Origin of the sequence: Actinoplanes sandaracinus (genome assembly GCF_030009775.1) — a bacterium.
Lineage (GTDB): Bacteria > Actinomycetota > Actinomycetes > Mycobacteriales > Micromonosporaceae > Actinoplanes > Actinoplanes sandaracinus.
Map to the genome: position 1 here is coordinate 187,531 of NZ_JASCTH010000018.1, position 25,885 is coordinate 213,415.

General features: G+C 67.7%; 25 protein-coding genes. 12 read left to right on the forward strand and 13 right to left on the reverse strand.

Annotated elements, in window-relative coordinates:
* The first annotated feature begins 272 nt into the window (after positions 1-272).
* Complete coding sequence (locus QLQ12_RS26805; RefSeq protein WP_282763253.1) at positions 273-2,294, forward strand: SpoIIE family protein phosphatase; 2,022 nt, start codon at positions 273-275, stop codon at positions 2,292-2,294.
* Between the two features lie 133 nt (positions 2,295-2,427).
* Here QLQ12_RS26805 and QLQ12_RS26810 read toward each other — a convergent pair whose 3' ends face one another.
* Positions 2,428-4,005 (reverse strand): methyl-accepting chemotaxis protein, encoded by a 1,578-nt coding sequence (locus QLQ12_RS26810; protein WP_282763254.1) that lies wholly within the window; start codon positions 4,003-4,005, stop codon positions 2,428-2,430.
* A 115-nt stretch (positions 4,006-4,120) separates the two neighbouring features.
* Here QLQ12_RS26810 and QLQ12_RS26815 point away from each other — a divergent pair, with 115 nt between their 5' ends.
* A complete protein-coding gene (locus QLQ12_RS26815; RefSeq protein WP_282763256.1) occupies positions 4,121-4,966 on the forward strand; it encodes a transporter substrate-binding domain-containing protein in 846 nt (281 codons plus the stop codon).
* A 27-nt stretch (positions 4,967-4,993) separates the two neighbouring features.
* Here the strand turns inward: QLQ12_RS26815 and QLQ12_RS26820 are convergent, their stop codons facing one another.
* Both QLQ12_RS26820 and QLQ12_RS26825 read right to left on the reverse strand, forming a co-directional pair.
* Positions 4,994-6,934 (reverse strand): hybrid sensor histidine kinase/response regulator, encoded by a 1,941-nt coding sequence (locus QLQ12_RS26820; protein ID WP_282763257.1) that lies wholly within the window; start codon positions 6,932-6,934, stop codon positions 4,994-4,996.
* Positions 6,935-6,963: 29 nt separating this feature from the next.
* The gene (locus tag QLQ12_RS26825) at positions 6,964-8,319 is read right to left on the reverse strand and encodes a hypothetical protein (protein WP_282763258.1); all 1,356 of its coding nucleotides are present in this window, start codon (positions 8,317-8,319) and stop codon (positions 6,964-6,966) included.
* Between the two features lie 180 nt (positions 8,320-8,499).
* On the opposite strand from QLQ12_RS26825, the gene QLQ12_RS26830 reads away from it, so the two are divergent.
* Positions 8,500-8,835, forward strand: coding sequence for a spore photoproduct lyase family protein (locus QLQ12_RS26830; RefSeq protein ID WP_282763259.1), 336 nt, complete (start codon positions 8,500-8,502; stop codon positions 8,833-8,835).
* A 964-nt stretch (positions 8,836-9,799) separates the two neighbouring features.
* Here the strand turns inward: QLQ12_RS26830 and QLQ12_RS26835 are convergent.
* Entirely contained in the window at positions 9,800-10,156 is a 357-nt protein-coding gene (locus tag QLQ12_RS26835; protein ID WP_282763260.1) for a hypothetical protein, read from the reverse strand.
* Between the two features lie 56 nt (positions 10,157-10,212).
* On the opposite strand from QLQ12_RS26835, the gene QLQ12_RS26840 reads away from it, so the two are divergent.
* The 6 genes from QLQ12_RS26840 (at position 10,213) to QLQ12_RS26865 (ending at position 13,208) form a co-directional block, all read left to right on the forward strand.
* Positions 10,213-10,452 carry a hypothetical protein gene (locus QLQ12_RS26840; protein ID WP_282763261.1) on the forward strand — a complete coding sequence of 80 codons (240 nt, stop codon included), beginning with the start codon at positions 10,213-10,215 and terminating at the stop codon, positions 10,450-10,452.
* A 251-nt stretch (positions 10,453-10,703) separates the two neighbouring features.
* Positions 10,704-11,498 (forward strand): helix-turn-helix domain-containing protein, encoded by a 795-nt coding sequence (locus tag QLQ12_RS26845; RefSeq protein ID WP_328518311.1) that lies wholly within the window; start codon positions 10,704-10,706, stop codon positions 11,496-11,498.
* A gap of 9 nt (positions 11,499-11,507) precedes the next feature.
* Positions 11,508-11,834, forward strand: a complete 327-nt coding sequence (locus QLQ12_RS26850; RefSeq protein ID WP_282763263.1) for a PCC domain-containing protein — start codon at positions 11,508-11,510, stop codon at positions 11,832-11,834.
* Positions 11,835-11,940: 106 nt separating this feature from the next.
* A complete protein-coding gene (locus QLQ12_RS26855; protein WP_282763264.1) occupies positions 11,941-12,249 on the forward strand; it encodes a hypothetical protein in 309 nt (102 codons plus the stop codon).
* A 75-nt stretch (positions 12,250-12,324) separates the two neighbouring features.
* A complete protein-coding gene (locus QLQ12_RS26860) occupies positions 12,325-12,495 on the forward strand; it encodes a hypothetical protein (protein ID WP_282763265.1) in 171 nt (56 codons plus the stop codon).
* Between the two features lie 32 nt (positions 12,496-12,527).
* Positions 12,528-13,208 carry a recombinase family protein gene (locus QLQ12_RS26865; protein ID WP_282763266.1) on the forward strand — a complete coding sequence of 227 codons (681 nt, stop codon included), beginning with the start codon at positions 12,528-12,530 and terminating at the stop codon, positions 13,206-13,208.
* 161 nt (positions 13,209-13,369) lie between these two features.
* Here the strand turns inward: QLQ12_RS26865 and QLQ12_RS47115 are convergent, their stop codons facing one another.
* The 3 genes from QLQ12_RS47115 to QLQ12_RS26875 form a co-directional block, all read right to left on the reverse strand.
* Positions 13,370-13,540, reverse strand: coding sequence for an HNH endonuclease (locus QLQ12_RS47115; protein ID WP_407651586.1), 171 nt, complete (start codon positions 13,538-13,540; stop codon positions 13,370-13,372).
* 421 nt (positions 13,541-13,961) lie between these two features.
* Positions 13,962-14,435 carry a hypothetical protein gene (locus QLQ12_RS26870; protein WP_282763267.1) on the reverse strand — a complete coding sequence of 158 codons (474 nt, stop codon included), beginning with the start codon at positions 14,433-14,435 and terminating at the stop codon, positions 13,962-13,964.
* 478 nt (positions 14,436-14,913) lie between these two features.
* Positions 14,914-16,602, reverse strand: coding sequence for a recombinase family protein (locus QLQ12_RS26875; RefSeq protein WP_282763268.1), 1,689 nt, complete (start codon positions 16,600-16,602; stop codon positions 14,914-14,916).
* A 59-nt stretch (positions 16,603-16,661) separates the two neighbouring features.
* Between QLQ12_RS26875 and QLQ12_RS26880 the strand changes: the two genes are divergently transcribed.
* A complete protein-coding gene (locus QLQ12_RS26880) occupies positions 16,662-17,441 on the forward strand; it encodes a spore photoproduct lyase family protein (protein ID WP_282763269.1) in 780 nt (259 codons plus the stop codon).
* Between the two features lie 53 nt (positions 17,442-17,494).
* On the opposite strand, the gene QLQ12_RS26885 is transcribed toward QLQ12_RS26880, so the two are convergent.
* Both QLQ12_RS26885 and QLQ12_RS26890 read right to left on the reverse strand, forming a co-directional pair.
* A complete protein-coding gene (locus QLQ12_RS26885) occupies positions 17,495-18,592 on the reverse strand; it encodes an alpha/beta fold hydrolase (protein WP_282763270.1) in 1,098 nt (365 codons plus the stop codon).
* A 190-nt stretch (positions 18,593-18,782) separates the two neighbouring features.
* Positions 18,783-20,042: an erythromycin esterase family protein gene (locus tag QLQ12_RS26890; RefSeq protein WP_282763271.1), complete on the reverse strand. Its 1,260-nt coding sequence runs from the start codon at positions 20,040-20,042 to the stop codon at positions 18,783-18,785.
* Positions 20,043-20,100: 58 nt separating this feature from the next.
* Between QLQ12_RS26890 and QLQ12_RS26895 the strand changes: the two genes are divergently transcribed.
* Positions 20,101-20,598, forward strand: a complete 498-nt coding sequence (locus QLQ12_RS26895) for a group II truncated hemoglobin (RefSeq protein WP_282763272.1) — start codon at positions 20,101-20,103, stop codon at positions 20,596-20,598.
* A gap of 97 nt (positions 20,599-20,695) precedes the next feature.
* Here the strand turns inward: QLQ12_RS26895 and QLQ12_RS47120 are convergent, their stop codons facing one another.
* From QLQ12_RS47120 to QLQ12_RS26905, 3 genes are read right to left on the reverse strand one after another with little or no spacing between them, the layout of a single operon-like run.
* Entirely contained in the window at positions 20,696-20,875 is a 180-nt protein-coding gene (locus tag QLQ12_RS47120; protein WP_407651587.1) for a hypothetical protein, read from the reverse strand.
* A gap of 12 nt (positions 20,876-20,887) precedes the next feature.
* The gene (locus QLQ12_RS26900; protein WP_282763273.1) at positions 20,888-21,298 is read right to left on the reverse strand and encodes an NUDIX domain-containing protein; all 411 of its coding nucleotides are present in this window, start codon (positions 21,296-21,298) and stop codon (positions 20,888-20,890) included.
* A gap of 7 nt (positions 21,299-21,305) precedes the next feature.
* Complete coding sequence (locus QLQ12_RS26905) at positions 21,306-23,483, reverse strand: SpoIIE family protein phosphatase (RefSeq protein ID WP_282763274.1); 2,178 nt, start codon at positions 23,481-23,483, stop codon at positions 21,306-21,308.
* A 500-nt stretch (positions 23,484-23,983) separates the two neighbouring features.
* Here QLQ12_RS26905 and QLQ12_RS26910 point away from each other — a divergent pair, with 500 nt between their 5' ends.
* Positions 23,984-24,298 (forward strand): type II toxin-antitoxin system PemK/MazF family toxin, encoded by a 315-nt coding sequence (locus tag QLQ12_RS26910; protein WP_282763275.1) that lies wholly within the window; start codon positions 23,984-23,986, stop codon positions 24,296-24,298.
* Positions 24,299-24,411: 113 nt separating this feature from the next.
* On the opposite strand, the gene QLQ12_RS26915 is transcribed toward QLQ12_RS26910, so the two are convergent.
* Entirely contained in the window at positions 24,412-25,818 is a 1,407-nt protein-coding gene (locus QLQ12_RS26915; protein WP_282763276.1) for a GGDEF domain-containing protein, read from the reverse strand.
* Positions 25,819-25,885: the final 67 nt, after the last annotated feature.

The following is a 25,885-nucleotide window of genomic DNA, read 5'->3' on the forward strand; positions in this document are numbered from 1 at the left end:
CGCCAGTGGTCATGATCGCAATCTTCTTCAGATCCTCCGGTAGAGGGACCGGTGTGCGCCGCCGAAGGCGGACACCGACATCGGTACCCCAGCCGGAGCGGCGCACACCCATCGGCCGCCGGTAGTCGGAGGCTCGCCGCGGCGCCCGCCGCCCGTGGTGGCCGTCCGGCACCCGGCCCCGCCCCGCCGATGGCTGCCTCGATCGGGCGACGGGATGCCGCCCGGCGTGGGCGTAGGCTGTCGGCGATGAGGTCGCAGAGGGGTGGCAGTGCATGGCGGACAGCCCGGACACCGCTCCCTTGGCGGACGTTCGCGCCCTGCTCGACGCTGACCCCCATGGATGCGCGCTGGCCCGCTCGGTGCGCGGCGACGACGGCACGATCGTCGACTTCACCCTGGTTCACCTCAACGACGCCGGAGCACGGTTTCTGGGCCGTCCTCGGGACGAGTTGATCGGGCGGACGTACCGGGATCTGTGGCCGGACACGGTCACCGACGGCACGCTGCCCCTGTACCGGCAGGTCGTCAGCGACCGTGTGCCCGTGACCCGCACGGTGTACTACGACCGGAGCAGCCTGTCCGGGCACTTCGAGTTCCGGGTCGTGCCGTTCGGCGACGGATTCGTGGCCCGGTTCGTCGACCTGACGAAATTGACCCTCGGCCTGGAGACGGCCGCCGGAGCGCATCTGTACGACGCCCTCGACGCGGCGTTCGACGGATTCGCTCTGCTGCGCGCGGTCCGCGACGATGCCGGCGCGATCGTCGACTTCATCCGCGAGTACGTCAACCAGGCCGGCGCCAAACTGGCCGGGCGCACGGTGGAGGACCTCGTCGGCGGCAGCCTGCGGGAGTCCGACGGCGAGGCGGCGGCCAGCTTGTTCGGCCCGCTGTGCCAGGTGGCCGACAGCGGCGAGGTGTGGCAGGAACAGCTGACGTCACCCCATGCCACCCAGGTGTGGGAACTGAAGCTCGCCCGGGTCGGTGTCGATGTGGTCGCCGTCTCGTACCGGGACATCACCGAACACATCGACCATCAGGAGCAGATCGCGCGCAGCGCGGCCGCGGTGCGGGCGGCGGCGGTGCGCACCGCGGCGCTGCAGGCCGTGACCGCGGCGCTGGTCACGGCGAGCACCCCGGACCAGGTCTACGCGGCCATCGGCGCCGTGGTGCGGCCGTCCGCGGGCGGGCACGGCCTGGTGGTGCTGCTCGTCGAGGACGGCCGTCTGGTGCTGCGCTACCACGCCGGCTACGAACCCGACGTCGTCGAACAGCTCCGCGAGTTGCCTCTGTCGCACCCGTACCCGGCGGCGCGGGTGAGCGTCACCGGTGAGCCGCGGTACCTCGGCTCACCGGCCGCGTTCGCCGCCGCGCAGCCGGACCCCGGCACCGCGGTCTCCGGGGGCGGACGCCAGGCGTGGGCGTTTCTCCCGCTCAGCACCGGCGGTCAGGTGCTCGGCACACTCGTCATCGGTTACGCGCGACCGCGGGCCTTCGACGCCGACGAGCGCGACGACCTGATGGCGTTCAGCCGGCTCGCCGCCCAGGCGCTGCAACGGTCCCTGCTGTTCCAGGCGCAGATGTCGATCGCCGCGGACCTGCAGCGGGCGTTGCTGCCGGCCGCGCTGCCCACGTTGCGCGGTGCGCGGCACGCGGTGCGCTATCTCCCGTGGACCCACGGCGCGGACGTCGGCGGCGACTGGTACGACGTCATCCCGCTCGGTCCGGACGCCTGTGCGCTGGTGATCGGGGACGTCGCCGGGCACAGTGTCAAGGCCGCCGCGACGATGGGACAGTTGCGCAACGTGCTGCGCGCCTACGCCGTCGACGGCCACAGCCCGGCGGCGGTGATGCGGCGGGTGAACGAACTGCTGATCCGGCTGGAGCCCGATGCCATGGCGACCTGTTGCTACCTGGAGCTGCGCCTGGCCGAGGGCACCGGGACCGGGGTGCTGGCCGGGCATCCGCCCCCGGTTCTGCGCACCGGCGACGACGCCCGCCAGGTGGAGCTGCGGGCCGGGCCGCCGCTGGGTGTCCGCGGCGCCCGTTACCACGACACCGATTTCGTGCTGCCGGCCCACAGCGACCTCGTGCTCTACACCGACGGCCTGGTCGAGGACCGGCAACACACGATCGACCAGGGCATGGCCGACCTGTGCGCGGCGGTGCGATCGGCACCGGCCGGGGACCCGCATGCCGTGATAGACCACATCCTGAGCGCCGGCGTCGGACCGGCGCCCCGCCGGGACGACGTGGCGATCCTGGCTCTCACCGTCGGCGCCGGACCACCCGCCTGAGCGGGCGCCGTGGCCCTGACCGGCCGCGCAGACCGAGAGCGCGATGCCGGGCACGATCCCGGGCAGGCGATCCCGGGGGCGCGATCCGGGGCGGGTACGGCCCCGCGGCCCGCTCCCGGCGCGGCCGGGGCTGTCAGGAGTGCCGGAAGCGGTCGGAGACCAGCCGCAACTGGTGGGACAACATGGCCAGCTCGGTGGCCGCCGCCTCGGTCTGGCTGGCCGCCTCGTGCGTCAGCGTCGTCGCCTCGGCGACGCTGTTGATGGAACCGGCCACTCCCCCGGCGGAGTGGACGGCCGTGTTCACGCTCGTCACGATCTGCCCGGTGGCGAACGTCTGGTTCTCCACCGCGCCGCTGATCGCGTTCTGCAACTGGTCGATGCGGTCGATGACCTGGCTGATGCGGGTGATCGCCTCGAACGCCCCGGCGGTGTCGCGCTGCATCGCCGCGACCTTCGCCGAGATGTCGCCGGTCGCGGACGCCGTCTCCTGGGACAGGTCCTTCACCTCGCCGGCCACCACCGCGAAGCCCTTGCCGTGTTCGCCGGCCCGGGCCGCCTCGATCGTCGCGTTGAGGGCCAGCAGGTTCGTCTGCTCGGCGATGGCGGTGATGATGCTGACCACGGCCGAGACCTCCTCGCTGGAGCTGCGCAGCCGTTCGATCGTCTGATTGGTCGTGTTGGCCAGCTCCACCGCCTCCCGGGCCACCGCGGCGGCCTCACTCACGGCTGAGGTGATCTCCTCGATCGACGACTCCAGGCCCTGCGCCGCCGATGTCGCCTCGCTGACGCTCGCGGTCACCTGCGTGATCTCGAGGCTGGCCTGGGCGGCTTCGTTCGACGCCGTGCCCGCGCCCGCGGAGAGCTGGCGGCTGGTCGCGGTCAGCTCCTCCGACGCGGCGGCCACCGAGTTGGCGTTGCCGCCGATCTCGACCATCGCGGCACGCAGCGATCCGACGATGGCGTTCAGGCTGTTGCCCAGTTGCGCCAGCTCGTCGCCGCCGGGCAGGGAGGCGTCGACGGTGAGGTCGTACTCGGCGATGGAGCGGGCCGCCGACAGGCTGTGGTCCATCCGCCGCGCGATCCGGCGGGCGAGCATGAGCGCCGACCCGCCCAGCAGCAACGCGGCCAGAAGACAGGTGATCACCGTCATGGTCTGCGCGCCGCGCGCGACGGAGGTCGCGTTCTCGTACGACTCCTTCACCTTGAGTTTGATCGCCTCGGTGAGCTTGCTCAGCGTCTCGGCGGCCTTGGCGTCGACGGTGTCGTACGCCGGGCGGGCGGCCAGCGCCGCCTTCCGGGTCGGGTCGGACGCCACCCGGCTCGCCAGGGTGACGATGCGCTGGCCGGAAGCGATCAGCTCGTTCAGGACCGGCAGCACCGCGTCCGCCGACGGCCGCACCTCGGGCAGGTACCGGATCACCTCGTCGACACCGGCCCGCGCCTGGGCGACGTTCTGCCCGAGCAGGTCGAGCACCGTCTGGCGTTCGGTGGCGTTGTTGGTCACCAGCGTCGCGAGGATGTTGCCACGGAACAGTGCCCGCGCCATGTCGACCGACTGGGCGGCCGTCAGCGCCGTCGCGGCGTTACGAGCGGTCGCCTGCTGATCAGCGATCGCCGCGGTGCCCCGGTATCCGATCGCACCGGCCACGATGACCAGCACGAAGCCCGCTGCCGCCAAGGCCGCGATCTGACGTCGAATGGTAAAGGTCACGGTTGCCTCCCCTGACGCACCGTAACGTGTCATCCATACGCAAAAGGTGAATTCGGCTAATGAGCGGCCGCCCGACGCCGACGGGAGAGGTACAGATGTCTCGCGGAGGGTCGTCATGCGCATCGTTGCCTTGGCACTTGTTGTCACACTCGTCGTCTCGGCCGGCGCCGGATGTACGAGCACACAGGACGAAGCCGGTGAACCCATCGACCGTCTCGCCGAGGCGCGGGCCGCTCTGCCCGAGGACATCACGAAGAAGGGCACCATCACCGGGGGCACCGACCCCACCTTCGAGCCGATGACCTTCAAGAAGGGCGCCACCTACACGGGCCTGGACATCGACATCGCCGAGGCGATCGCCGGCAAGCTGGGGCTGACCGTCGAGTGGCAGACCGTGTCCTTCGGCGAACTCCTCGACAAGGTGAAGAACCACGACATCGACTTCTCGATCTCGTCGATGTTCGACCGGTCTCAGCGGCAGGAGAAGGCCGACTTCATCGACTACCTCAACGCGGGCACCTCCATCGTCGTGCCCAAAGGCGTCGGTGACATCGGTGGCATGCCCGGCCTCTGCGGCCGGCGTGTCGCCGCCCAGCCGGAGACCGTCTTCGTCGACATGGCCCGCGCGCAGAGCAGTGCCTGCGGAGGCAAGGACCTCAAGATCGTGCTGAGCAACAGCCCGTCGGCGGACGTGCGGGACAAGAAGGCCGACGCCGCTCTCAACGACTTCCCGATCGCGGCGCTGGACGTCGAGAAGATGACGACGCTGGAGTTGTCCGGTCCGCAGATCGAGGCGATCCCCTACGGCATCGGCGTCGCCAAGGACCGCGAGACGCTCACCGCGGCGGTGCAGACAGCGCTCTACGCCATGATCAACGACGGCACCTACGACGCGCTGCTGAACAAGTGGAAGGTCAAGGAAGGCGCGCTGCGTACCGGCGCCATCAACGGCGGCGCCTGACCGGCCCGCCCGCGCCGCCGACCGGGGTCACAAACGCTCGGCGATCAGCCGGTGCACCTCGTTGAGCAGGGTCTGCTTCTCGAACGGCTTGCGGATCAACGGCGCGTCGGCGGGCATCTCCTGGCCGCCGGGCGCCGGGCCGCTGGTGTAACCGGACATGAACAGCACCGGCAGCCCAGGGCGGTCCCGCCGCAGTTCGGCGGAGAGTTGGGTGCCCGACATGCCGGGCATGATCACATCGGTGAGCAGGACGTCGAACGCGAGCGCGTCATCGCGGCACATGCGCAGGGCCTCGGCCGGGTGCGGGGCCGCGAACACCTGGTAGCCCGCCTTGGCGAGCAGGCGGCAGACGATGTCGCGGACCGCCTCCTCGTCCTCGACCACCAGGATCCGCCGGCCGTCGCCGGCCGAGGCGGCCGCCTGCGGCGCGGCCGGGCTGACTCCGGGCGCGTTCTCGGCGCTGGCGGGCAGGCGGACCCGCAGGGTCGTGCCCCGGCCCGGCTCCGACTCCAGGCTGATCGTGCCGCCCGCGTCGGTGACCACCCCGTACGCGGTGGCCAGTCCCAGCCCGGTGCCGCTCCCCCGGCCCTTGGTCGTGAAGAACGGCTCGAAGGCGCGTGCCATGACCTCCGGCGTCATCCCGCAGCCGGTGTCGGTCACCGCGAGACAGACCTGGTTGCCGCCCCCGCCGTCGTGTTCGAGGCTGGTGCTGAGCGTCAGCCGACCGCCGGACGGCATGGCGGCACGTGCGTTGAGCACGGCGTTCATCAGGACCTGCTCCAGTTTGCTGCGGTCCATGACGACCGGCGGGAGATCGGGGACCAGCACCGTGCCGAGTTCGATGTCCTCACCGAGCGTGCGGGCGAGCAGCCGCAGCATGTCCGACGCGACGGCGTTGAGGTCGAGCAGCTCGGCCTGCGACGGTTCGGAGCGGCTGAACAGGAGCAACTGGCGGGTCAGCGCGGCGCCCCGGGAGGCGGCCTGCTTGATGCCGGCCGCGTCCGCCCGGCTGGGGTGGTCGTCGGTGAGCTCGTCGACCAGCATGTCGGCGTACCCGGAGATCACCGCCAGGATGTTGTTGAAGTCGTGGGCGATACCACCGGCGAGCTGGCCGAGTGAGTCGAGCCGTTCGGACTGGCGCAACTGCTGTTCGAGCTCGGCGCGTTCCCGTTCGGCGGCCATCCGCTCGCTGACGTCGCGCAGGATGCCCTCGACGGCGACGAGGGCGCCGGAGCCGTCGGTGACCGCGCTGGCCCGCTGCTCGATCCAGACCACCTCGCCGTCGCGGCGGCGCAGGCGGAAGGTGATGGTCCGGGCTCGCAGGGCCTGCCACGACGCCTCGAAGGCCGGCCGGTCCTCGGGCTCGACCTGGTTCACGATCAACCGGGGATCGGCGTAGAAGTCGGTGGCCGTGAAGCCGGTGATCGGCTCGACGGCCCGGCTCAGGTACTCCATCGCCGGGGCGGGGCCCAGCCGGTAGCGGAAGATGATGTCCTGGGCGTGCTCGGTGAGCAGGCGGAACCGCTCCTCGCTGTCGCGCAGGGCGGCCTCGGCCCGGCTGCGTTCGGTGATGTCGGTGGAGATGCCGGCCACCGCGTACGGGGTGCCCTCGTTGTCGATCAGCGGGAACTTGACGGTCAGGTAGATGCGCATGCCGTCGTCGCCGGGCACGCGCTCCTCCATCTGGATCGGCACGCCCCCGGCCAGCGCATGCCGGTCGTTGTCACGGAACGCGTCGGCGACGTCCAGCGGGAACAGGTCGTGGTCGGTGAGTCCCACGATGTCTTCGCGGCGCAGGCCGAACAGGCGCTCGTACTCCCGGTTGACCAGCAGGTACCGCCCGCTGGAGTCCCGCATGTAGATCACCGCGGAGGTGTGGTCGATCAGAGCCATCAACTGGTCGCGGCCGAGCCCGGGCATCGGCTGGCGGGTGTCCTGGCGCCCTCCGGCACCGGCTCGAGCTTTCACCCCACCCCCGGCTCCGTCGACTGTTTCGATCATCCGGTCAGTTCCAGCACGACCGGCGCGGCCGTTCCCCGTCCGGAACGTACTCCCGGATCCGGCGCCCTTTCCAGGTTTTCCGCAATCAGCACCGGGCGCAGCGCGGCGAGCGCGTGGTTCTGGCGAGCCCGGGTGAGCCGATCCAGGAAGGTCTCCGTCATTCCGGTCGTGCCGGCCCGGTTGGAGACCAGGAGCCGGTCGCCGAGCCCGGCCTCGTCACGCTGCCGCTGCGGCTTGAACAGGAACTTCTTACTCAACATGAGGTGCGCCCCGGAGACCCGGGCGTGCATGGCGAGCAGCCGGTACCAGTCGATCAGCGCCGGGTGGTGGGCGACCAGCCGGCGCAGGTCGCCGTCGTCGGACAGCCGCAGAGCCGACTCGTTCGTCCCGATCTCGGCGAGCAGCCTCTGCGGCAGTGTGGGCGCGCACAACAGGGCGCCGATATCCGCGCGTTCTCGTTCGAGCAGAGCCGGAAACAGACGCCGGGCCTGCTGGTCGTAGCCCGGCTCGGCGATGCCGAGCAGGAAGTCGCGTTTCAGCGCCTCCGGGTCCAGGGCGCCGCTGGGTGGGATGTCATCCGGGGTCCAGTGCGCGGCGAACTGCCGGAACACGTCCATGAACACCTCGGCGGCCATCGTCTGGTCCGACGGCAGAGCCGCGAAGTCGATGAACAGGCGGCGCAGCTCACCCAGCAGGACGGTGGCATCCCGCACCCGGTGCCGGGCGTTCTCACCGATCAGGTCGGCGTGCTCGTGGCCGAGCGGCTCCAGGATGCAGTTGACCGCCATCTCCAGCGTCTCGCCCTGCTTGACCAGCAGGAAGAAGCGCTCCTCACCCGGCGTGCCGGTGTAGGTGCGGATCCGCCCGTCGTCGAAGACGCCGGGCAGTTCGGCCACCACCTCGCCGTCCAGGCGCACCTGGACCGTGCCGACGTTCCACCGCACCAGCGACGCGTAGCTGTCGCGGTCGTAGTGGCCGGTGCCGGTGTGCTCGGCCAGGGCGGCGAAGTAGCACCGGAACGGGATCCGCTCACCCCCGACCACGAGCGGGGCGAACGCGCGTTCCGGATGTTCCGTGCCACCCTCGGTGTGCTCCTGATAGTGGCGGGCCGCCGAGGCGCCGACGAACCCGAGATGAACCACTAGCTGCTGGGCCTGCGCCGGCGTCAGCCGGGCGACGTCCGGCAGGTGGCGGAGGACGTGCTCGCGTAATTCGGTGACGAGCAGCTCGGGCGGAGCGTGATCTTGCAGGATCGCCCGGTTGAGCCGGGGCAGTTCGTGCAGCACCCAGTCGCCGACCTGTTCCGGAACCATCCGGACCATCACCTCCGCGGACGTCTCACCTGTTCTCATCGGCTCATTACCGGCGGGGGTGAGTACGGCGCTCACCGCCGAGTTGCGCCTTCCGCATGATCGGCGGTCCGGCACGTTACGCCCCGGCACGGCGGTTTCATCGGCAGAACACCACGAACCAGACATCCGCCTGCGACAGGCCACCGAGGGCGCGGCCGGGCTCGGGGGGACAATCGTGGCGTGAGCGAACTGCTGGACATCCGGCGCATCTACCTGGAGCCGGCCGCGGCCGAGCTGCCGCGAGGGCGGGAGGTGCTGGCGCGCTGGCCGGAGGCGACCCTCGTCGAGGTGGAGAGTCACCAGCGGATCCCCGAGCTCTACGGGGACGAGACGAATGTGCGGCGCTGGGTGCGCATCAAGCGGGAGGCGCTCGTCCTCGGAGTCAAGAAGACGCTGACGGCACGGCCGAACGGACGGTCCGCCGATTTCATCGCGCCGTCGACGGCGAACGGGTGCGCGATGGCGTGCGCCAATTGCTACAAAAATCGCTCGGAGCGCACCCCCAGCCGCTGTTGACTCCCTGGCCAACGTGTCCCGCGCGGCCGGAGTCGTGACGGGATGGAGTCCTCCGATGAACCACACCACTGAACGAGTGGCCGCCACCCTTGAGGCTCTGGCACCGTTCTACCTAACCGACCCTGACAGCGCCCCTATTAGCCCCGTCGGGGCATTTCTCGTCTCTACGGCCGTTTCGGGGCTGCTCCTGGTTGCTTGGTTCCGATCGAAGGGAGTGGCTTGATATGCGCTGTCGGCGGGACTCGAACCCGCGCTCACCAACTAACCCATGCTGATCGCGTCTGGGCGGCGTCCTGGCGGACGCTCGACGGCATGACTAGGACTAACAATTGAGATGGCGATTTAGTGCGTCGATCTCCTTGCGTAGCTCTGCCGCAGTCCAACCAATAGCCGAGTATTCCTGCCACACTGCGAAAAACTGTCCCGTCTGAAGTCTCGCTATTCTGGGGTGCCTGCTGTCAGGGCCATAATGACTGACCCTCCAGTCCGGATAGCGGCTAGTGACTTCGGCGACAATGGCCTTTATGCGTTCACTGTCAGCCACGGCTAGGGCATCCGTGAGCGCCGGGATGTCAGATCCCACTACGCACGGCACATCCGGAATGTGATGCGCCGCCCAGAATTCGCCTGGTAGGACCACCTGGTGAGGCGGGGTACACGGGTCTTCAAGGGGTCGCCGAACGCACCGAGCATCAGGGGACCACTGAACCCTCCATCCGGGATATCTACGCTCCAGGAGGGCCATCTCGTAGAGGACGTCACCATCCAAGTGAATTGGGTTCGTCATCAATGCTCCCAGTTCTCCATGCGATCGCAATCTGCCTAGTCAGGTGTGTACCTCGGCCCGTCGGAAGGTCACGACCGTTGAAAATGTTGGTGCAACCAGCCCCAACAGGGGCGTTGCAGATCGGGCAGGCCTCTGTCGTATCCGTAACCGGGGAAACCGATACGGAAACGGCGAGACTCATGGCCGTTCCGCGCCCGGCGGCAGAGTCAAGCGCGGTTTCGGTTGTGTCTTGACCGTGATCACTTCTCTATCCTCATCTTCCCCATGCGTACCGAAGCACTTCCGGCACAGGGAACGGATGGCGTCTTCAGGTCGCGTCCCGCTCGGGGAGTAGCCGTGGTCACCCATGGACTTTTCGACGACAACGTAAGGAGTGATGTCGATAGCCGCACACACGTCCAGATGATGATTCGGGTATTTAATGCGGGCCTCATTTAGCGGCAGCGAAATGAATCCGTCACGCATCGGTGCGAGCCCCGGACAATCGGGCGCATGAAAAGTCATCATCGGCGGATAATGCCTACGCTCCGGCATGGTCAATCTCTCCTAGAGCCCGTTAGCCAGCTTCCGCGAGCATTTCTGACCACCGAATGACCCCGCATAGCTTCTGCCGTTTCCGTGGAGACACGCGACAAGAAAGCGCGGAGAACTCCAAGCGACGTTTGCTCATTCAGCTTGAGATTGATCCGCCCAGTCCGCTCGTCCAGTTCAACCCCGACAATCTCAAGCGGGATGCGATCAAGCGTTACCTGAACTTCGAGGTTCAATCCTTGCGCCTGGAGCGCCGCTACCAGCTCGTCACGCGCTATCACGTCGCCTCCCTCCCGTAGGTAGGTAGTGGCAGGTGGGACACACGAGAAGCCCTTGACAGTGCTCGCAGCTCCGACACCATTGACTCTTGATCTTGAATACGGTCAGGCCCAGCGTGAAGCCAAGACACGGGGACACAACCGCGACGCCTAGCACCCCGGCCCCCTCTTGGGTGAAGATTCGTTGTGGACACAGCGTCAGCCGGTGGACAGTCGGAAGCCAGGCAGTGACTGTCTCCAACCGGCTCCAAACCGACGGCAGGGGTAGCGGCATGAACCACCTAGGCGCGATCTTGAGGGAGGCGCGTGTCAAGGCCGGTCTATCCCTGGCCGGAATGGCGAAGCGAACCGGCTACAGCCGTTCGTACATCGGCAACATTGAGACAGGCGAACGCCAGGCGACCCCTGACGTGATACGCAAATACGAAGAGGCGTTAGGGGAAGATTTGAACCGCCGTAGCCTGCTTATGGGCAGCCTCGGCATTCTGGCCGCTGATTCAGCCGACGACACAGCAACCGCGATAGCACATGAGGTTTCGAATGGGCGTTATGGCCTGCTGACCGAGCTGCAAACGTCGCACGCGACCGACAGAGGTATTGCCGCACTAGTCGGACGGGATGCCGCCTCTCTCGCGTCTCTCACTAAATGGAGTGGCAGGGGTAACCCGTTGTTGCGTGTAAACGCTGCCGGAATCCTGGCAAAGGTTCCGTCACCGGTCGTTGGTTCAGAGGCCGTCACGGTTCTTCGCAACGACGGACATGTGCGAGAGCTGTACGTCACAGCCGTACTTTCCCGCGTCTTGGCATTGCCGTGGAATGAGGCGGCAGGTTTCGCTACGGCCGACGGCCTCAATGAACAGCAGGTCGGCAAGCTCACCAATGAGCTTGGAAACCAATACGACGCCGGGGCTAGGTGGTGCGCTGCCGTCACTCTCTATCGCAATCGCTCCGCCAACCATGAGGCCGTTACCGGCTCACTCTTGGCCGCTCTCCGGACGGAGACTGCCACGGAGAATGTCCGCACCATTGGGGCTGCGCTTGCAGGCGTGGACCCCTTAAAGCTATAGGGGAGAGGAATGCACCTAATCAAGGTCGGCAAGGGTGACGAAGTGCTTGCCACCCTCTGGACTGCCGTCGCCGAGCTGGGAATCACCGCAGGTTCAATCACCCTCATCGGTGCTGTACAGACGGCCACGGTGTCCGTGATGAAAAAGGATGACGCACTTACCGACTACCTTCGGACTTACGATCAGCCGCTTGAATTGAGCGGAACAGGTGAGATAGCGGATGGAAAGGTTCACTTGCACGTGACGCTCTACGGGGAGGATTTCGTCACGGGTGGACACCTTCACAATGCCACGGTTCAGGACTTCTTTGTTCATGCCTACGTAACCCCCCTGTAGAGACTCCGAACGACCCAAGGGATGCCGGGGTACCTGCGAGTACCTCGGCTTTCTTATGCCGCTAGAATTGCTTTCCGTCAAACAGCGACACCACGGGGGACACATCGTGAGCGTGCACCGCTACAGCACCAAAGCGGGCGATAGGTGGAGATACGTTATCAGGCCCGAACCAGGAGGTAAGCAGATCGCAAAGGGCGGCTTTCTGTCCTCGGGGGCAGCGCAGGTGGCCGAAGCCGAGTATCGGCAAACCCTGGACGGCACCAAAGAGCCGAACCAAGACACTCTCGGCGAGTTGACATTGAGTGAAATTGCGCTTCTGCGAAAGGAGGTTGCCGAGTTGCGGAATCTTGTGAAAGACAGGCTCTACGGTATCGAGAAAGCGCTAGGGGTGCGAGGCGGATCTAGCATCACTTGACGGCTTCTTTCTATCGACTTCGTTGGACTTCGTAGAGGCGCGGGAACACCGACGCCGTTGCGGCATCATCGACACGTGGACACACGTGACCTTGCCGACGTGATCGAGATGTTGAGTCGCCTGATCGATCGGGTGGACCGAGGGGAGCTTGACGCGCCCCCTCTCATGCTGGCCCGGTTCGCCGGTGCCAGGGATGCACTCGCCCTGTTGCCGCTGTCGGCAACCGAGAGTGACAACCGGGGTTGATAGCAAACGGTCGTTTGCTATAAGGTCGGCGTATGCCGAAGACGAAGACCGCCCCGCAGAACACCGCCGTTGCCTACCTCCGAGTCAGCACCGAGGAACAGGCCGAGTCGGGAGCGGGCATCGCTGCGCAGCGAGCGGCAATCGAGGCGGAAGCGGCACGCCGTGGATGGGTGATCGTTGGATGGCACACCGACGCCGGAGCGTCCGGTAAGTCCATGACGAAGCGGCCGGCGCTTGCCGACGCTCTAGAGGCCGTAGAGGGCGGCGAAGCGGCCACCCTGGTTGTGGCCAAGCTGGACCGCCTTTCGCGGTCCCTGGTGGACTTCGCGGCCCTTATGGAGCGTGCCCGTGGCAACGGCTGGAACCTGGTTGCCCTTGATCTTGGTATTGACCTCTCGACGCCTGCCGGTGAGTTCCTGGCGTCGGTGATGGCCTCTGCGGCGCAGTGGGAGCGCCGGATTATTGGGCAGCGCACCCGCGAGGGGTTGGCTGCCAAGAAAGCCGCCGGGGTTCGTCTGGGCCGTCCGGCGAGCCTGCCGACGGAGGTTCGTAGCCGGATCGTGAAGGCGCACCGGGAGGGTGCCAACTACAGCGCCATTGCGCGCAGCCTGAATGCCGACAGGGTGCCGACAGCGCAAGGTGGTAAGCAGTGGTACCCGGCCACAGTTAAGGCCGTGGTGAACTCCCAAGAGGCCGAATCCGTCGGCCAGTAAGTACAAAGAATGGTGTGGAATGGCGGCTCTAATGGCCGCCAATTCCCACAAAACCCGGAAACACTCCGGGGACACACATGGGCCTAATGCGAGGGTCCCGAGGGGAGGTTTCGGGAAAGTTTCGATCCCCCCTCACCCCTACAGGCTCACGTCTTCACAGCTCACGGCCGGTTGCCCCGCCCGAAGTTGCATCGACCACAGCTAGGCCGGAGGTTGCTCAACTCGTTCATTCCCCCTTCAGATAGGGGAACAATGTGATCGGCCGTCGTGGCTGTAACACGTCGGCATAAAGCGCATAGGGGTGATCCCTCAAGGATCACATTCCTATTCATCTGATACTGATAGTCGTAACCTCTACGACTTGCACTCAATGTGTGCCGTCGCTTCGGTTTGTGTTTGGCGCATCGGCTTGTGCCGTATGCGATCAGGGTCCTACATACGGTGCAGCTTGACTGCAATGGTTCTCCAATCCGTTCCGGCCCTTGAAGGCGCGGAACAGTGTTGTTGTGTCCGACGTGGGAACCACGGAGGTTGTTACCTCCATTAGGTCAGCAATCACCCTCATGGTGATTGGTGAGCCTTGGTAGTTCGCCGTGGTTCTTACTCCCACGTCGGCATAGCTCTAGCAGGAAAGCTAGAGCGGACAGTTACATCTGATAGGTAGTTCTGAAACCGTTAGAACGGAAAGTTCTAACGGACAGGTAGAGCTGATAGGTAAACATGAAAGGTAGTCCCCCCGCCAGAGGGGGTAACTCACTTCAGTACGTCCGGCAACGCCGAACCATCATGCTCATGTCCGCAGTCAGGCACGGTCAGCCGGTACCTGTCGTTGGCCCTCCCGTTTGGCAACGTCGGACCCTTGCCGTCCCGGTAGAGCCATCCGTCATCCCGTAAGGATGAAAGGATGTTGCTTACAGGCTCCGTCTTGCTATAGCCGCACATGGCGGCAATCTTTGCCTGTGAAGGGTGCGCGTTCCGTCCCGTCTCGAAGTCGGCGAAACGGCTAACCATGATGGCTACCGCCTTGGGCTTCAACTCCACGTCGGGGCAGTTCATCAGAGCCCATTCCCAATCTGAACGGTTCACCGATCGGGGTGGCTTCGGGCTAGGGGTGACGGATTGGTCCGTCCCCTGGTCATCAACGTTGGCAGCCATGCCGGAAACGTCATGCACCGTCGGCACCGGAACGGGTGTCGCACGCTCGGCTAGGCATCCGTCGAACGGCATCGAGCATTCCCAGTAGTAATCCGTTCCCACCGCGACCAGGGCGCGCGGTCCATGTTCACAAGCGGGAGGGCTTCCGTAGGCCGCTGAAACGGCCGGAGAGGCAATGGGAGTGCTGAATAGGTGACTGGTGTTGGTCGTGTCGCTTGAGGCGTCAGAAACGCTCTCAACGGGGTTACCGGCCCACGTTGCCGGATAGATTACAGACAGAGTCTTCTCCTAGGTTGATGAGACAGGATGTGCGGCAGACCTGTCGGGATGCCTGCTGGCCGAGAGAGCATAAGCCCCCGTTTACCGGTCATCTGGCAAGGTCGGAAAAACTGTAGGGCCGTCGGGGACGTGCCGTACCCCGTCGCCAGCAAAGGCGCAGGCCAAGGGGCGTGTGACGTCAGGCACAGCAAGGCCCCCGCCGATGTCGACAGGGACCGTTTACACGGCTATAAGGCAGCGCAGGCCGTTTACACGCTACGTTTACACGCTGTCAGGCGTTGAGTTCGGCTAGCGCCTTGGCAGCTTCCTCTTCCTGACGTGCTCTAGCCTTGCGCCACTCGAAATACTCTTCGGGCGGTTCCCGCTCCCATTCAACCGGCTTACCGTCAATTGAGACGGGGTTGCCGTACCGCTCGGCGTGAGCAAACTGCCTCACGCTGATCTCCCAATAGACCTCTTGATCGATGGGCAACGGCCGCAGTCGGCCTTTTCGGTCGTAAGCGTGCACGTAGAATTCAACCGGCGGTGCAGGATTGGAACCGGCAGGGAACACCCTCACCTCCGGCAACAGGTCACGCAGGTAGAGCCGCCTCTGCTCGATTGAGAGCGCATCAAACTGCTCCCGGCTTGCCGAGCTATAGCGGGCCGCTAGTTCCGCCCCCTCGGCTGCCTCTGCTACCTCTTGGTCGATCTCTGCAATACGACTTTCAATCCGCTCCGTGCCGGACTCCAACTGAAAGAGCCGGATGCGCTTTCGGTTGTAAGAGTTGGTCAACTGGACAAGTTCTGTCTCAAGGTCGGCCCTCTCCTTATCAAGCGCCCCCCTGTCGATCTTCTTTCCACTATCGAGGAAGTCGGCCAGATCTTCTTTTGTCAGCAGGGAGAGCAACAGGTCTGTGATGTACTCATCAATCGGATCAGCCTTGAGGCTGACGTGTCGCTTGAGACACTTGTAGGTGCGCCGGTTCGGCGAGGGACGATTCTTACCGGCGTTCGCTACGCCAGTCTTGAGGGTGTCGCCACAGATGCCGCACTTGATGATTCCCGCACACAGATAGCGAACGTGATTGCCCGCCTTGTGTCGCGTCCGGGTAAGGACGTTCACCACGTCTTGCCAGTCGGCAAACGGGATGATCGGTTCCCAGTTCCCCGGCGTCAGGTCGTTCTTGTAACGCGCCTGATAGTCCTCGTCGGACACAGTAAGAATGCTGCTTGGCTTGTAAGCCAGCATTCCCGCAACATGCGGATTGGTTAGGGTCCACTTCACCGTCGGGAACCGGTAGGGAGTCTTCTTCTTCGGCGTGACGAAGCCACGCTCATTCCACTCACGGGCAACGCTCGCCAGGGTGCCCCCGGCCATCACGTGATTGACCGCCCACTTGATCGCGTCGGCCTCTTCCGGCACCTGCTCAAAGGTGCCCTCACTCTGGGCGTTGGTGGTGTATCGATAGCCGAACGTCCGGACACCTCTCAATGGTTGTCCGTTCGCCACTCGGAAACGGTTGGTGGACTTTTGCCGCTCCGACTTGCGCTCTACCTCTTGGCGTGCAATAGCTCCACGAATACGGGCGTTGGCACGGCCGCCCGACGACGTTAGATCTACGTCACTGCCTGCAGTGAAGAATACGGGGCAGTCGGCTGGTTGCAGGACGTCAATCAGACCCTCAAGCTCGATCGGTTGCCGGACCAGCCGGTCATCGTCACGACAGACGATGCGGACAACGTTTCCGGCCTTCACGTCGGCCAAGAGAGCTTCATACCCCTTGCGCACCTTGGAGCGGTCCGACGCTGATGACTCGTCGGCATACACCACTACAGGTTCCGTCCACGGCTGCCGATCGACGTAGGCGCGTCCGTCGGCATCCTGTGTAGCGATCGACACAGACACCTTGGAACGCTTGGAGAGCCGAAGGTAGAGAGCCGTCCATCGGCCCTCTCTCGGCCGCTGCGAGGAGTTCATGCCTGCATCGTGGCACGGGGCTACACTGCGACGCCAAGTGCTACGAGATTTTGTGACAGTTGGCGTGCGCGTACTGCTACGTGCCACGGCACAAGGGGTACAGCAACCCGATCACCGTGTTCGCCAATATCGAGCGCATTTCGGCGTACGTCAAAAGGCATGCGGCCCGGCAGGGAAGCAAACCTGAACCGAACGAGTGCGACCCGGTGTCGTGGGTCTATGACATCGGTGAGAATTCGGACTGCTCGGTGGACGCCCGGCTCAGCGACAACGTCCGAGATCTGGTGGAGCTGTTCCGGGACCTGCCCAACGCGAAGGCGAGTTTCGCGACCAAACATGTCAACCGGGATCTGCTCGACTGGGACCCGCGAGGGCGGACGCGGGTCCGGTTCTCGCTGATGCCGCCGGTCGACGCCAAAACGCTCGACATCCGGACCAGTTCGATCGAGGAACGGATCGCGGCGATCGACGACTTCGTCGCCGCCGGATATGAGGCGCATGTCAACTTCAGCCCGGTGGTGGTCCGACCGGGATGGCTCCAGGACTGGGGTGACCTGCTCGACCGGCTCGACGCGGGGATCGGCACGGCCGCGAAACGCCAGCTCGCCGCCGAGATCATCTTTCTGACGCACAATCGGGGGCTGCACGAGGTGAACCTGGGCTGGCATCCGCGGGCCGAGGACCTGATCTGGCGTCCCGACCTGCAGCAGGTGAAACGCTCGCAGAACGGTGATCTCAACGTCCGGTACCGCACCGGAGCCAAGGGCTCCTACGTGCAGGCGCTCACCGGCCTGATCGCCGAACGCACGCCGTACCTGCGCATCCGGTACGCGTTCTGACGCGCTGGGCGCGCCCGGCGGAACGAGCCCGCCGGGCGCGGCACTCGTGATGGTCAGCTGAACCGGGTGGCGATCCAGTCGGCGACCCGGTCGGGGGACTCGGTGACGGCGTCGTGGGGGGTGGCGTTCTGCACGGTCTGGAAGGTCAGCGGCACCCCGTACGCCAGGATCTGGTCGGCCAGGATCTCGGACAGGAAGTAGGGGACGGCCTCGTCGTCGGTGCCGTGCACGAGCAGGATCGGGGCGCTCGGCGCGGTCTGCAGGGGGTTGAAGTAGGACGCCATCTTGGCGACCACCGCGTCCGGCACGACGCCGCCCTCGACGAGCTGTTTCGCCTTGAACTTCTCGTAGGTTTCGAGGATCTCGTAGAGACAGCCGGTCTGCAGGACCCCGAGTTTCGCCTCGGCGGGTCCTGCCAGCACGGACTTCGGGTCGAAACTCGGCTCCACGGCGTTGACCCCGTACAGGGCCATCACCAGGTAGCCCTGGACGTCGGTGCCGGCGATGTACGGAATGATCTCCTGGGCGTTGGAGAGCGGGGCGATCGCCGCCGATCCCTTCAGCACCAGGTTGCCGTCGTAGGACGGGGCGAGCTGGTTGGCGAAGAGCGCGCCCGAGCCGCCCTGCGAGTGGCCGTCGACGACGTACTGGGTGGAGAGGGCGGCGTCGAGATGGCGGGCGGCCCGGACGTTGTCGATCATCGATCGGCCGGCGCTGGCGCCGATCAGGTACGGATGCGGCTGCGGCGTGCCCAGGCCCGGATAGTCGGGCGCCGCCACGGTCCAGCCACGGCTGAGCAGCTCGGCGACCGCGACCCGGGCCTCCTCCCAGAAGACGGCCTGGTTGGTCGACGGCGCGCACGAGTCGGCGAGCCCGGTGGTGCCGTGCCCCCACGCCACGACCCGGTTCTTCTTGCCGGTCTTCGGGGTGAGCACCAGCCCGGTAGCGGTGATCAGGCCTCCGTTGATGTTCGTGGTGAGGTAGTGGATCCGTTTCCCGGTGGCGAGAGCGGACAGAGTCGGCGGCAGGCTCGCGGTCGACGAGCTCAGCACGAATCCCGGCACGGTCGCGTGCGCCGGTCCGGCGGTCGCGACGAGCATCCCGGCCACGGCGATCAGCGCGGCGAGGAGGAGTCGGGAGATCTTTTTCATGGCACCACGTTCCCCTGCGTAATCCGATTCGGATGATCGATGGAAGACACAGCCTAAAACCGATCTACCCCCCGACGGATCGGCAATCACGGGTAATCGTGCATGCCTTTTCGGGTATCCGCACACGTCAACAGAACGATGTGCCACCGAAATTCAAAAGATCCATTTAATCGTTGGTTCAAAATCAAAGTCAGACACCGCTGGGGTACGTCTCCGGCTCGTGCACATCCACCCGGAGAGTGTGCAGTGGCAGCAACGCCCGCGTCTCGGCAAACCACAGAAACGCGTCGTAGCGCTCGCCGAGGACGGTCGGCACGTAATTGGCCCAGCGCTCCCGCTCCGGCCGGTAGACGACCCCGATCGCCCGGTGAGGCAGAACCGTGGTGAGCAGATCCGGTCGCGGACCCTGATCACCGAAGACGAAAAGCGCGGCCGGCGGTGCGTGATTCTGTAAGACTTCCTCCAGCGATCCGCGCCGCGCCGCGGGGACGCCCATCACCTCCATCGGCGCGCCCCAGCCCGCACCGGCGACCACCGTCCCGTGATGGGTGCCGAACCCGACGAGCACCACCCGGTCCGCTCCGTACCGGTCACGGGCCAGCTGGCCGATCGTCACCTCGCCCTGCTCGGCCTGATCCGTGGCCCGGCCGTCGCCGACGTGCGTGTTGTGCGCCCACACCACCGCTTTCGCCTCCGGGCCGTACCGGCGCAGCAGCCGGTCCAGAGTCTCGTCCATGTGCCGGTCCCGGATGTTCCAGGCGCCCGGGCCGCCGTGCACCATCGTCCGGTAGTAGCGCTCGGCGCCGGCCACCACCTCGGCGTTCTGCCACACCCCGAAATCCCGGTCTCGGACCTCGGCCAGCATCGCGACGACCTTGTTCTCGCACGCCGCCGGCAGGAACCGGGTGGCCCAGCCGTACGCGTTCGGATCCTCGTTGTACGGCTCGAAGCACCGGTACGCGTCCAGGGCCGCCGGCACCGCCTCCGGGTCGTGCTCGCGCAGCCAGGTCAGGATCTCCCGCATCGACTCCCACAGCGAGTAGACGTCGAGCCCGTGGAACCCCACTCGGTCGTCCGGCGCCCGCGACTCGTTGAGCGCGTGCAGCCAGCAGGCGAAGTCGACGGTCTCCTCGTTCGCCCACATCCACGTCGGCCAGCGGTCATAACCGACCAGCGCCTCCCGCGGGCCGGCGCCGTCACCGCGGACGGCGGCGTTCACCCGCTCGCAGTCCGGCCAGTCCCCCTCGACGGCGACGAACGAGAAACCGCGCTCCAGGATCAGCCGTCTCGTCAGCGCGGCCCGCCACTGGTAGAACTCGTGCGTGCCGTGGGTGGCCTCACCGATCATGACGACCCGTGCCTGCGCGGCCCGGTCCAGAAGGATCTCCAGATCTCCCGGATCGCGCAACGGCCGGGCGATGGACGCCACCTCGTCGGAGTACCGGATCATCACCGTGAGTTACCCGGCCAGGGTCGCCTCATACGTCCGACCTTGCCATGCTGGACCGATGGGACGTCCCACGCTGTACGAAGCGGCCGGTGGAGCACCCGCCATGCTCGCCCTGGCCACCGACTTCCACGCCCGCTGCCTGGCACACCCGGTGCTGGAACACCCGTTCTCGCACGGCCTCGACCCGGCCCACGTCCAGCACCTCGCCGACTACTGGGGTGAGGTGTTCGGCGGGCCACCGGAGTTCACCCGGCGACACGGCGGGCACGCGGCGATGCTGCGGGTGCACGCCAACCAGAGCGACGACGGGGACCCGTTCTCCGGCCCGTTCGTGACCTGCTTCGACGAGGCGGTCGCGGCCACCCTGCCGGACGACCCGCGGCTGCGGGCGGCGCTCGGCGGCTACATCCGGGCGGCGACGGCCGAGGTCGGCTCCTACTTCCCGATGGCGGCGCGGGTGCCCGAGGATCCACCCATGCCACTGTGGTCCTGGGACGGGCGCCAGGGCCGGTCCGGGTCGGTCGGCGCGGCGCCGGACGTCACGCGTACCCCGTAGGTCGGTCTGGGCCGGTCTTGCACCGGCCCGAGGTAGACGTGACCGGTCAGATGACACCAGGCCGGCAGGTCGAGCGGCGCGGCCGGGTCGGTGGCGATCAGATGGATCTCGGTGCCGGGCGGCACCGTCGTGGTGAGCTTGCGCAGCTCGATGAGCAGCAGCACACACCGGCGGTCGCCCCCGTCCAGAACCACCGGACCGGCGCCGGGCGGCCCGCTGTCAGCGCCCGCGCGGCCGACCGGGCCCACGCCGGGCCGCCCGCTGTCAGCGCCCGCATGACCGACTGGGCTCATGCCGGGCCGGCCGGCATCAGCGCCAGTGTGGCCGGCAGCTGGGAGTGCAGCGGGGACGGCAGGTCTCCCGGGGCGAACCAGGCCAGATCGTCGAACTTGTGCGGCTCTCCGATCCGGGCCTCGGCGGGATCGATCCGGACCGCGAACACCACCGCCACCCAGTGCGACGGCGGATCCTCGCGCAGCACGTTCCGGACGCCCAGCTGCCGGATCTCCCGGGGCACGGCCGTGTACTCCTCGCCGACCTCGCGGGTGACGGCCGCCTCGAACGTCTCACCGAACTCCAGCGCGCCCGCCCCGCAGTCCCAGGCGCCCGGCTCGTCCCGGGCCTGGGCGGACCGGCGCGCCAGCAGGATCCGCCCGTCGCCGTCATGGCACACGAACACGACTGAGATCGAAGGTTTCATGCCACGATCATGCCGTGGGCCGTGCCGCCAGAATGCAGGTGTCGTCGTCGGGGTTCGCCCGCCGCAGCCGGGCCAGCAACTCCCCGAGCGGCTGCTCCGGCGACACACGCACCGCGTCGTCGACCGTGGTGATCACCGCTTCCAGGCCGACGTCCAGACCACGCCGCCGATGCTCGACCAGCCCGTCGGTGTAGAGCAACAGCACGTCACCGGGCACGAACGTGGTGGTGGCGGACGCGTACCGGGCATCGTCGACGACGCCCAGCATCGGCCCGGCCGGCCGGGACATCGGCGTCGTCCGCCCGCCCCGGCACAGCAGCGGCGGCGGATGACCCGCCTGTGCCCACACCAGCTCGTGCCGCGCCGGGTCGAACCGGGCGATCACCGCCGTCGCCGCCAGCTCCGGCGTCTCCGCCTCCAGGTCACAGGTCAGCCGGTTCAGGTGCTCCAGAAGGATGCCCGGATCGCTGGTGGTCACGGCGAGCGCCCGCAGCGCATGCCGCAGCTGGGCCATCGTGGTCGCCGCATGCGTGCCGTGCCCGGCGACGTCACCGACCGCGAGCAGCACCGACCCGTCCCGCAGCGCCGCCGCGTGGAACCAGTCCCCGCCGAAGTTCGTCTCCTGGCCCGCCGGCAGGTAACGCACCGCCGCCCGTACCCCCGGCAGGTCGATCGGCCCGGACGGGATGGGCAGGATGATCCGCTGCAGCCGGGCGGCCAGATCGTGCTCGGCCGCCAAGGTCCGCTCCACCTCGGCCAGGCGTTCCGCGCCGGCCTGCTGCTCGGTGACGTCCTGCACGACACCGTAGATCCGCAACGGGCGGCCCTCCGCGTCGCGTACCGCGTCCGCGATCGTCCGCAGATGCTTGACCCGGCCGCTGACCCACACCCGGGTCAGCACGTCCACCCGCTCCGACCGCTGAAACGCCTCCAGCGCGGCCATCCGCAGCGGCTGATCGTCGGCGACCGCGATCGCATCCGCCTCCTCCGTGCCGAGCGGGCCGAGAGCCGGGTCCCGTTCGTAGATCCGGTACAGCTGCGGCGACCAGTAGATCTCGCCGCTGACCAGGTCCCACTCGCCCCAGCCCAGGTTGCCTAGCTGCTCCATGCCGTCGATCCGGTCGGCCTCGCGGTCCGCATCCTCCAGCCGTTCCCAGCTGACCAGCAGCCCCGGCCCCAGCCGGCCGGCCCGGAGGGTGAAGTCGGCCTCGCCGACGCGGACCGGGCCCACGTCGGCGGGCTCCCCGGTGTCCAGGACCCGCTGATAGGCCTCCCACCGACTGTCGGCGACCAGCTCCGGATAGAAGCGGCTCACCGGCAGGCCGAGCAACTGCGACCCGCGCCGGCCGTCGGGGGCCATCGCCTCCGGGCTGGCGGCCGCCCACACCAGGTCGGCCAAGCGGCCGGCGTCGTCCCGCTCCGCCGTGAGATATCCCGACATTCCCGGCAGGGAGTCGAGGACGTCTTGCACGGTGGCCAGCCACGGCGTGAACCGTCGTGCCGGATCCGCCTCCGTCAGAGCGGGAGCGGGGCTGACGTGGGCGGGACTCGCCCACGACAGCCCCACCCGCCCGCCGGGCCCGGCCACCGGATCCGTGGCCGCCGCCGGGGCCGACATCCCCTGGCTCACCGCGGCCTCACTCACCGCCGCGCCGGCGACCGGGGTCGCACCAGTCCCCGCCGGGCCGGTCACCGCCGGGCCGGTCACCGCCGGGCCGGTCACGGCCGCGCCGGTCATCGCTGCCGCTACCAGTTGCGGCAGCGTCTCCGGTGACGGCCGGTCGGCGACCGCCTCCGCGTTGTCCAGCAGCCGGATCACCCGGCCGGCGAGTTCGGTGACGTCACACCGGCGCTCGGCGGCCATCCGCAGCAGATGCCGGTGCGCCTCGGAGAGCCGGCACCGCGCCCGCCCGGCCAGCAGGCCGACAGCCCGCTCCACCGCGACCCGCCCGGCCTCCAGCGGCTGCACACCACGCCCGCCCGCGGTCAGGCTCACCCCACGGCCACCGGGCGCCGGGCTCACACCGGAACAACCGGCCGCCGAGCCGACGCTGCACCTGCCGTCGGCCGGGATCACGCCGGGCGCATCCGTCACCGGCACCGCGCCACGCCCGCCGTCCGGCCAGCCCCAGCCCGCACCGGAATGCAGGCCGCTCGCTGTTCGCGCGTACGCCTGACCTCCCACAGCGACCTCCCCGCCCGCTCCGGGTTCCTGCTTACGCCAGCGCACGGCAGCTCGACATCCCCCGATCATCCGGCCGGGTACCCGAGGGAGTCCTCACCTCGCGCAGGTCACCCGGTCGAGCGTCCAACGTTCGGCCCATCCCCACACACCACTCCGGACAGACGCCCCTCCCCCGCTCCCGGCGGCCCCCATTCCGACCTTTCTCCGGGTACGGAACTCCCCGCCCCGCCTCCCGCCGGCCCGCTCCGTAGCGCACGTCAGCGACGGCTGAGGCACCCCGGCACCGGGCGGGCATCGGGTGGGAGGCCCGGGGCGGTGATGGTGCGGTTGGGGGTGGGGTGGCCGTACCAGCGCATGGTTTTGGGTCGGGGTTGTCGGGCTGGAACGGCGGCGGGCGGGCCGGGGATGGCCGGGCGGGGCGACGGCGTGCGGGTTCGGTGCGGCGGTACGCTTCCTGCCATGCCGATCCGGACCGCTCCGACCTGGAGGATCGCGCTGATATGAGACGCGGCGAGATCTGGACCATCGGTGACCGCGCCGACCTGCGATACCGGGTTCTTGTCCTGTCCGGTGACAGCTACAACGAGCGGAAGACGGCTTCGCCGTTCTGTGCGCCGATAGTTCGCCAGCGGGGGGCCACCGAGTTGCCGCCCTATGCGGTGGCGCTCACCGAGCAGGATCCGATCACCGGCGTGGTGGTGGTCAACCGCATGCGGCGTCTTCCCGCGTCTACCGGCGCCGAGCGGATCGGCATGGTCACCGGCGCGAGCATGGCCCGGCTCGCCGAGGCGATGCGAGACCTTTTCGAACTCTGACCGGCGCCGCGAGATACGTCCGCCCGGCGACATCAGACGGCACGGACACCACCGCGCGACGACATCACATGCTGCGGGAGACCGGCGCGGCGACGTCAGGCGGCGAAGCGGCGTCAGGCGGCGCGGCGGGTGGCTTTGTCGCGGTACATGGCCTGGTCCGCGCGACGAATCAGCTCGTCGGCGTCGAGATGCCCGTCGGAGAGGACGGCGCCGACGCTGACGCCCACCCGGACGTCCTCGCCGGCGAGCGGGACCGGCGGGGCGAGGGCGGCGTGGACGTGGGCGCTGAGCCGATCGGCGGCCGAGACCTGGTCGGGGTCCTCGCAGAGGAGGACGAACTCGTCGCCGCCGTACCGGGCGGTGAATGCTCCGGCGATGCGCAGGCGGCCGGCGACCTCGGTGAGAAGAAGATCGCCGGCGAGGTGGCCGAGGCGGTCGTTGACCTGTTTGAAGCCGTTGAGGTCGCAGAAGAGCAGCACCACCGACGGTTCACCGGAGCGCTGTTCGCGGGTGAGGGCGTCGTCGAGCCGGTTCCAGAGGTCGGCGCGGTTGGGCAGGCCGGTGAGCAGGTCGTGGGTGGCCTGGTGGCGCAGCAGCAGTTCGGCGGCTTCGCGCTGGCGGCCGAGGCGGGCGATGCGGAACGCGACCAGGCCGACGATCAGCAGGTTGCCGACGGTGAGCAGGGCGGCGTCGCCGTGGACGCCGAGGATCTCGCGGACGCCGGAGACCGTGGGGACGACGGTGACGGCCGCGGTGAGCAGGACGACCCGGCCGGCGAAGAGGCGGTCGGGTGGGACCGGGCCGGGGCGGGCCATCAGGGCGGTGCCGGGGTGCAGCGCGGCGAGGCCGAGCAGGCTGTAACTGACCATGAACACCATGTCGATCAGCACCGACGACTGGATGGTGACCGTGCCGGTCGCGGCGATCGCGGCGACCGTGGCGGCCAGGTCGGCGAGGATGGCGGCGGCCAGCAGGATCAGGGGCGCCGGACGGTGCCGGGAGGTACGGATGACCCGCACCATGGTGCCGAGCACCCCGGAGAGCAGCAGGACCGTGGCGAGCAGGCTGGCCTGCGCCGAGAGCGCGACCCCCGCCGCGTCGAGACCGGGTTGCAGCAGCAGGGTCCAGATCAGGGCGGCGATGACGGTCGCGATCACTCCGGCGTCGAGCAGACCGCCGACGTCGTTGCGGCCCCGCCGCAGCACCAGGGCGACGGCGGCGGCGAGCAGGTGCAGGTTGGCGACCGCGAGCACCACGTCGGCGAGAACGACGAGGCTCTCCCCGCCGAACCAGCCGATCAGCGCGTTCGGCACCAGCCAGATCGTGCCGAGGGCGAGCAGGACGAACGGGTTCCGGTCGCCGCGCGGCGCCCGCCGCACCAGCCGGATGACCACGGCCACGTCGAGCAGGGACACCAGCAGGAACAGCGCGTGCCGGCCCGGCCCGGAGGCCACGGGCAGGGCCGCCGTGCAGGCGGTTGCCACGGCGACGAAGGCCACCATGCCGGGGAAGCGGGTCACGGGGCATGCGATCGGCCGGCCCGGCACACACCTGAGGTTGTTCACCACGTGGACGTGTTCGAACCAC

What these genes read in the sequence shown, in the direction of transcription:
- QLQ12_RS26805 (WP_282763253.1), top strand. Translation starts at nt 273, where the DNA reads ATGGCGGACAGCCCGGACACCGCTCCCTTGGCGGACGTTCGCGCCCTG.
- QLQ12_RS26815 (WP_282763256.1), top strand. Translation starts at nt 4,121, where the DNA reads ATGCGCATCGTTGCCTTGGCACTTGTTGTCACACTCGTCGTCTCGGCC.
- QLQ12_RS26825 (WP_282763258.1), bottom strand. Translation starts at nt 8,319, where the DNA reads ATGAGAACAGGTGAGACGTCCGCGGAGGTGATGGTCCGGATGGTTCCG.
- QLQ12_RS26835 (WP_282763260.1), bottom strand. Translation starts at nt 10,156, where the DNA reads ATGCCGGAGCGTAGGCATTATCCGCCGATGATGACTTTTCATGCGCCC.
- QLQ12_RS26840 (WP_282763261.1), top strand. Translation starts at nt 10,213, where the DNA reads ATGACCCCGCATAGCTTCTGCCGTTTCCGTGGAGACACGCGACAAGAA.
- QLQ12_RS26845 (WP_328518311.1), top strand. Translation starts at nt 10,704, where the DNA reads ATGAACCACCTAGGCGCGATCTTGAGGGAGGCGCGTGTCAAGGCCGGT.
- QLQ12_RS26850 (WP_282763263.1), top strand. Translation starts at nt 11,508, where the DNA reads ATGCACCTAATCAAGGTCGGCAAGGGTGACGAAGTGCTTGCCACCCTC.
- QLQ12_RS26865 (WP_282763266.1), top strand. Translation starts at nt 12,528, where the DNA reads ATGCCGAAGACGAAGACCGCCCCGCAGAACACCGCCGTTGCCTACCTC.
- QLQ12_RS47115 (WP_407651586.1), bottom strand. Translation starts at nt 13,540, where the DNA reads ATGAATAGGAATGTGATCCTTGAGGGATCACCCCTATGCGCTTTATGC.
- QLQ12_RS26870 (WP_282763267.1), bottom strand. Translation starts at nt 14,435, where the DNA reads ATGCCGTTCGACGGATGCCTAGCCGAGCGTGCGACACCCGTTCCGGTG.
- QLQ12_RS26875 (WP_282763268.1), bottom strand. Translation starts at nt 16,602, where the DNA reads ATGAACTCCTCGCAGCGGCCGAGAGAGGGCCGATGGACGGCTCTCTAC.
- QLQ12_RS26885 (WP_282763270.1), bottom strand. Translation starts at nt 18,592, where the DNA reads ATGAAAAAGATCTCCCGACTCCTCCTCGCCGCGCTGATCGCCGTGGCC.
- QLQ12_RS26890 (WP_282763271.1), bottom strand. Translation starts at nt 20,042, where the DNA reads ATGATCCGGTACTCCGACGAGGTGGCGTCCATCGCCCGGCCGTTGCGC.
- QLQ12_RS26895 (WP_282763272.1), top strand. Translation starts at nt 20,101, where the DNA reads ATGGGACGTCCCACGCTGTACGAAGCGGCCGGTGGAGCACCCGCCATG.
- QLQ12_RS47120 (WP_407651587.1), bottom strand. Translation starts at nt 20,875, where the DNA reads ATGCGGGCGCTGACAGCGGGCGGCCCGGCGTGGGCCCGGTCGGCCGCG.
- QLQ12_RS26900 (WP_282763273.1), bottom strand. Translation starts at nt 21,298, where the DNA reads ATGAAACCTTCGATCTCAGTCGTGTTCGTGTGCCATGACGGCGACGGG.
- QLQ12_RS26910 (WP_282763275.1), top strand. Translation starts at nt 23,984, where the DNA reads ATGAGACGCGGCGAGATCTGGACCATCGGTGACCGCGCCGACCTGCGA.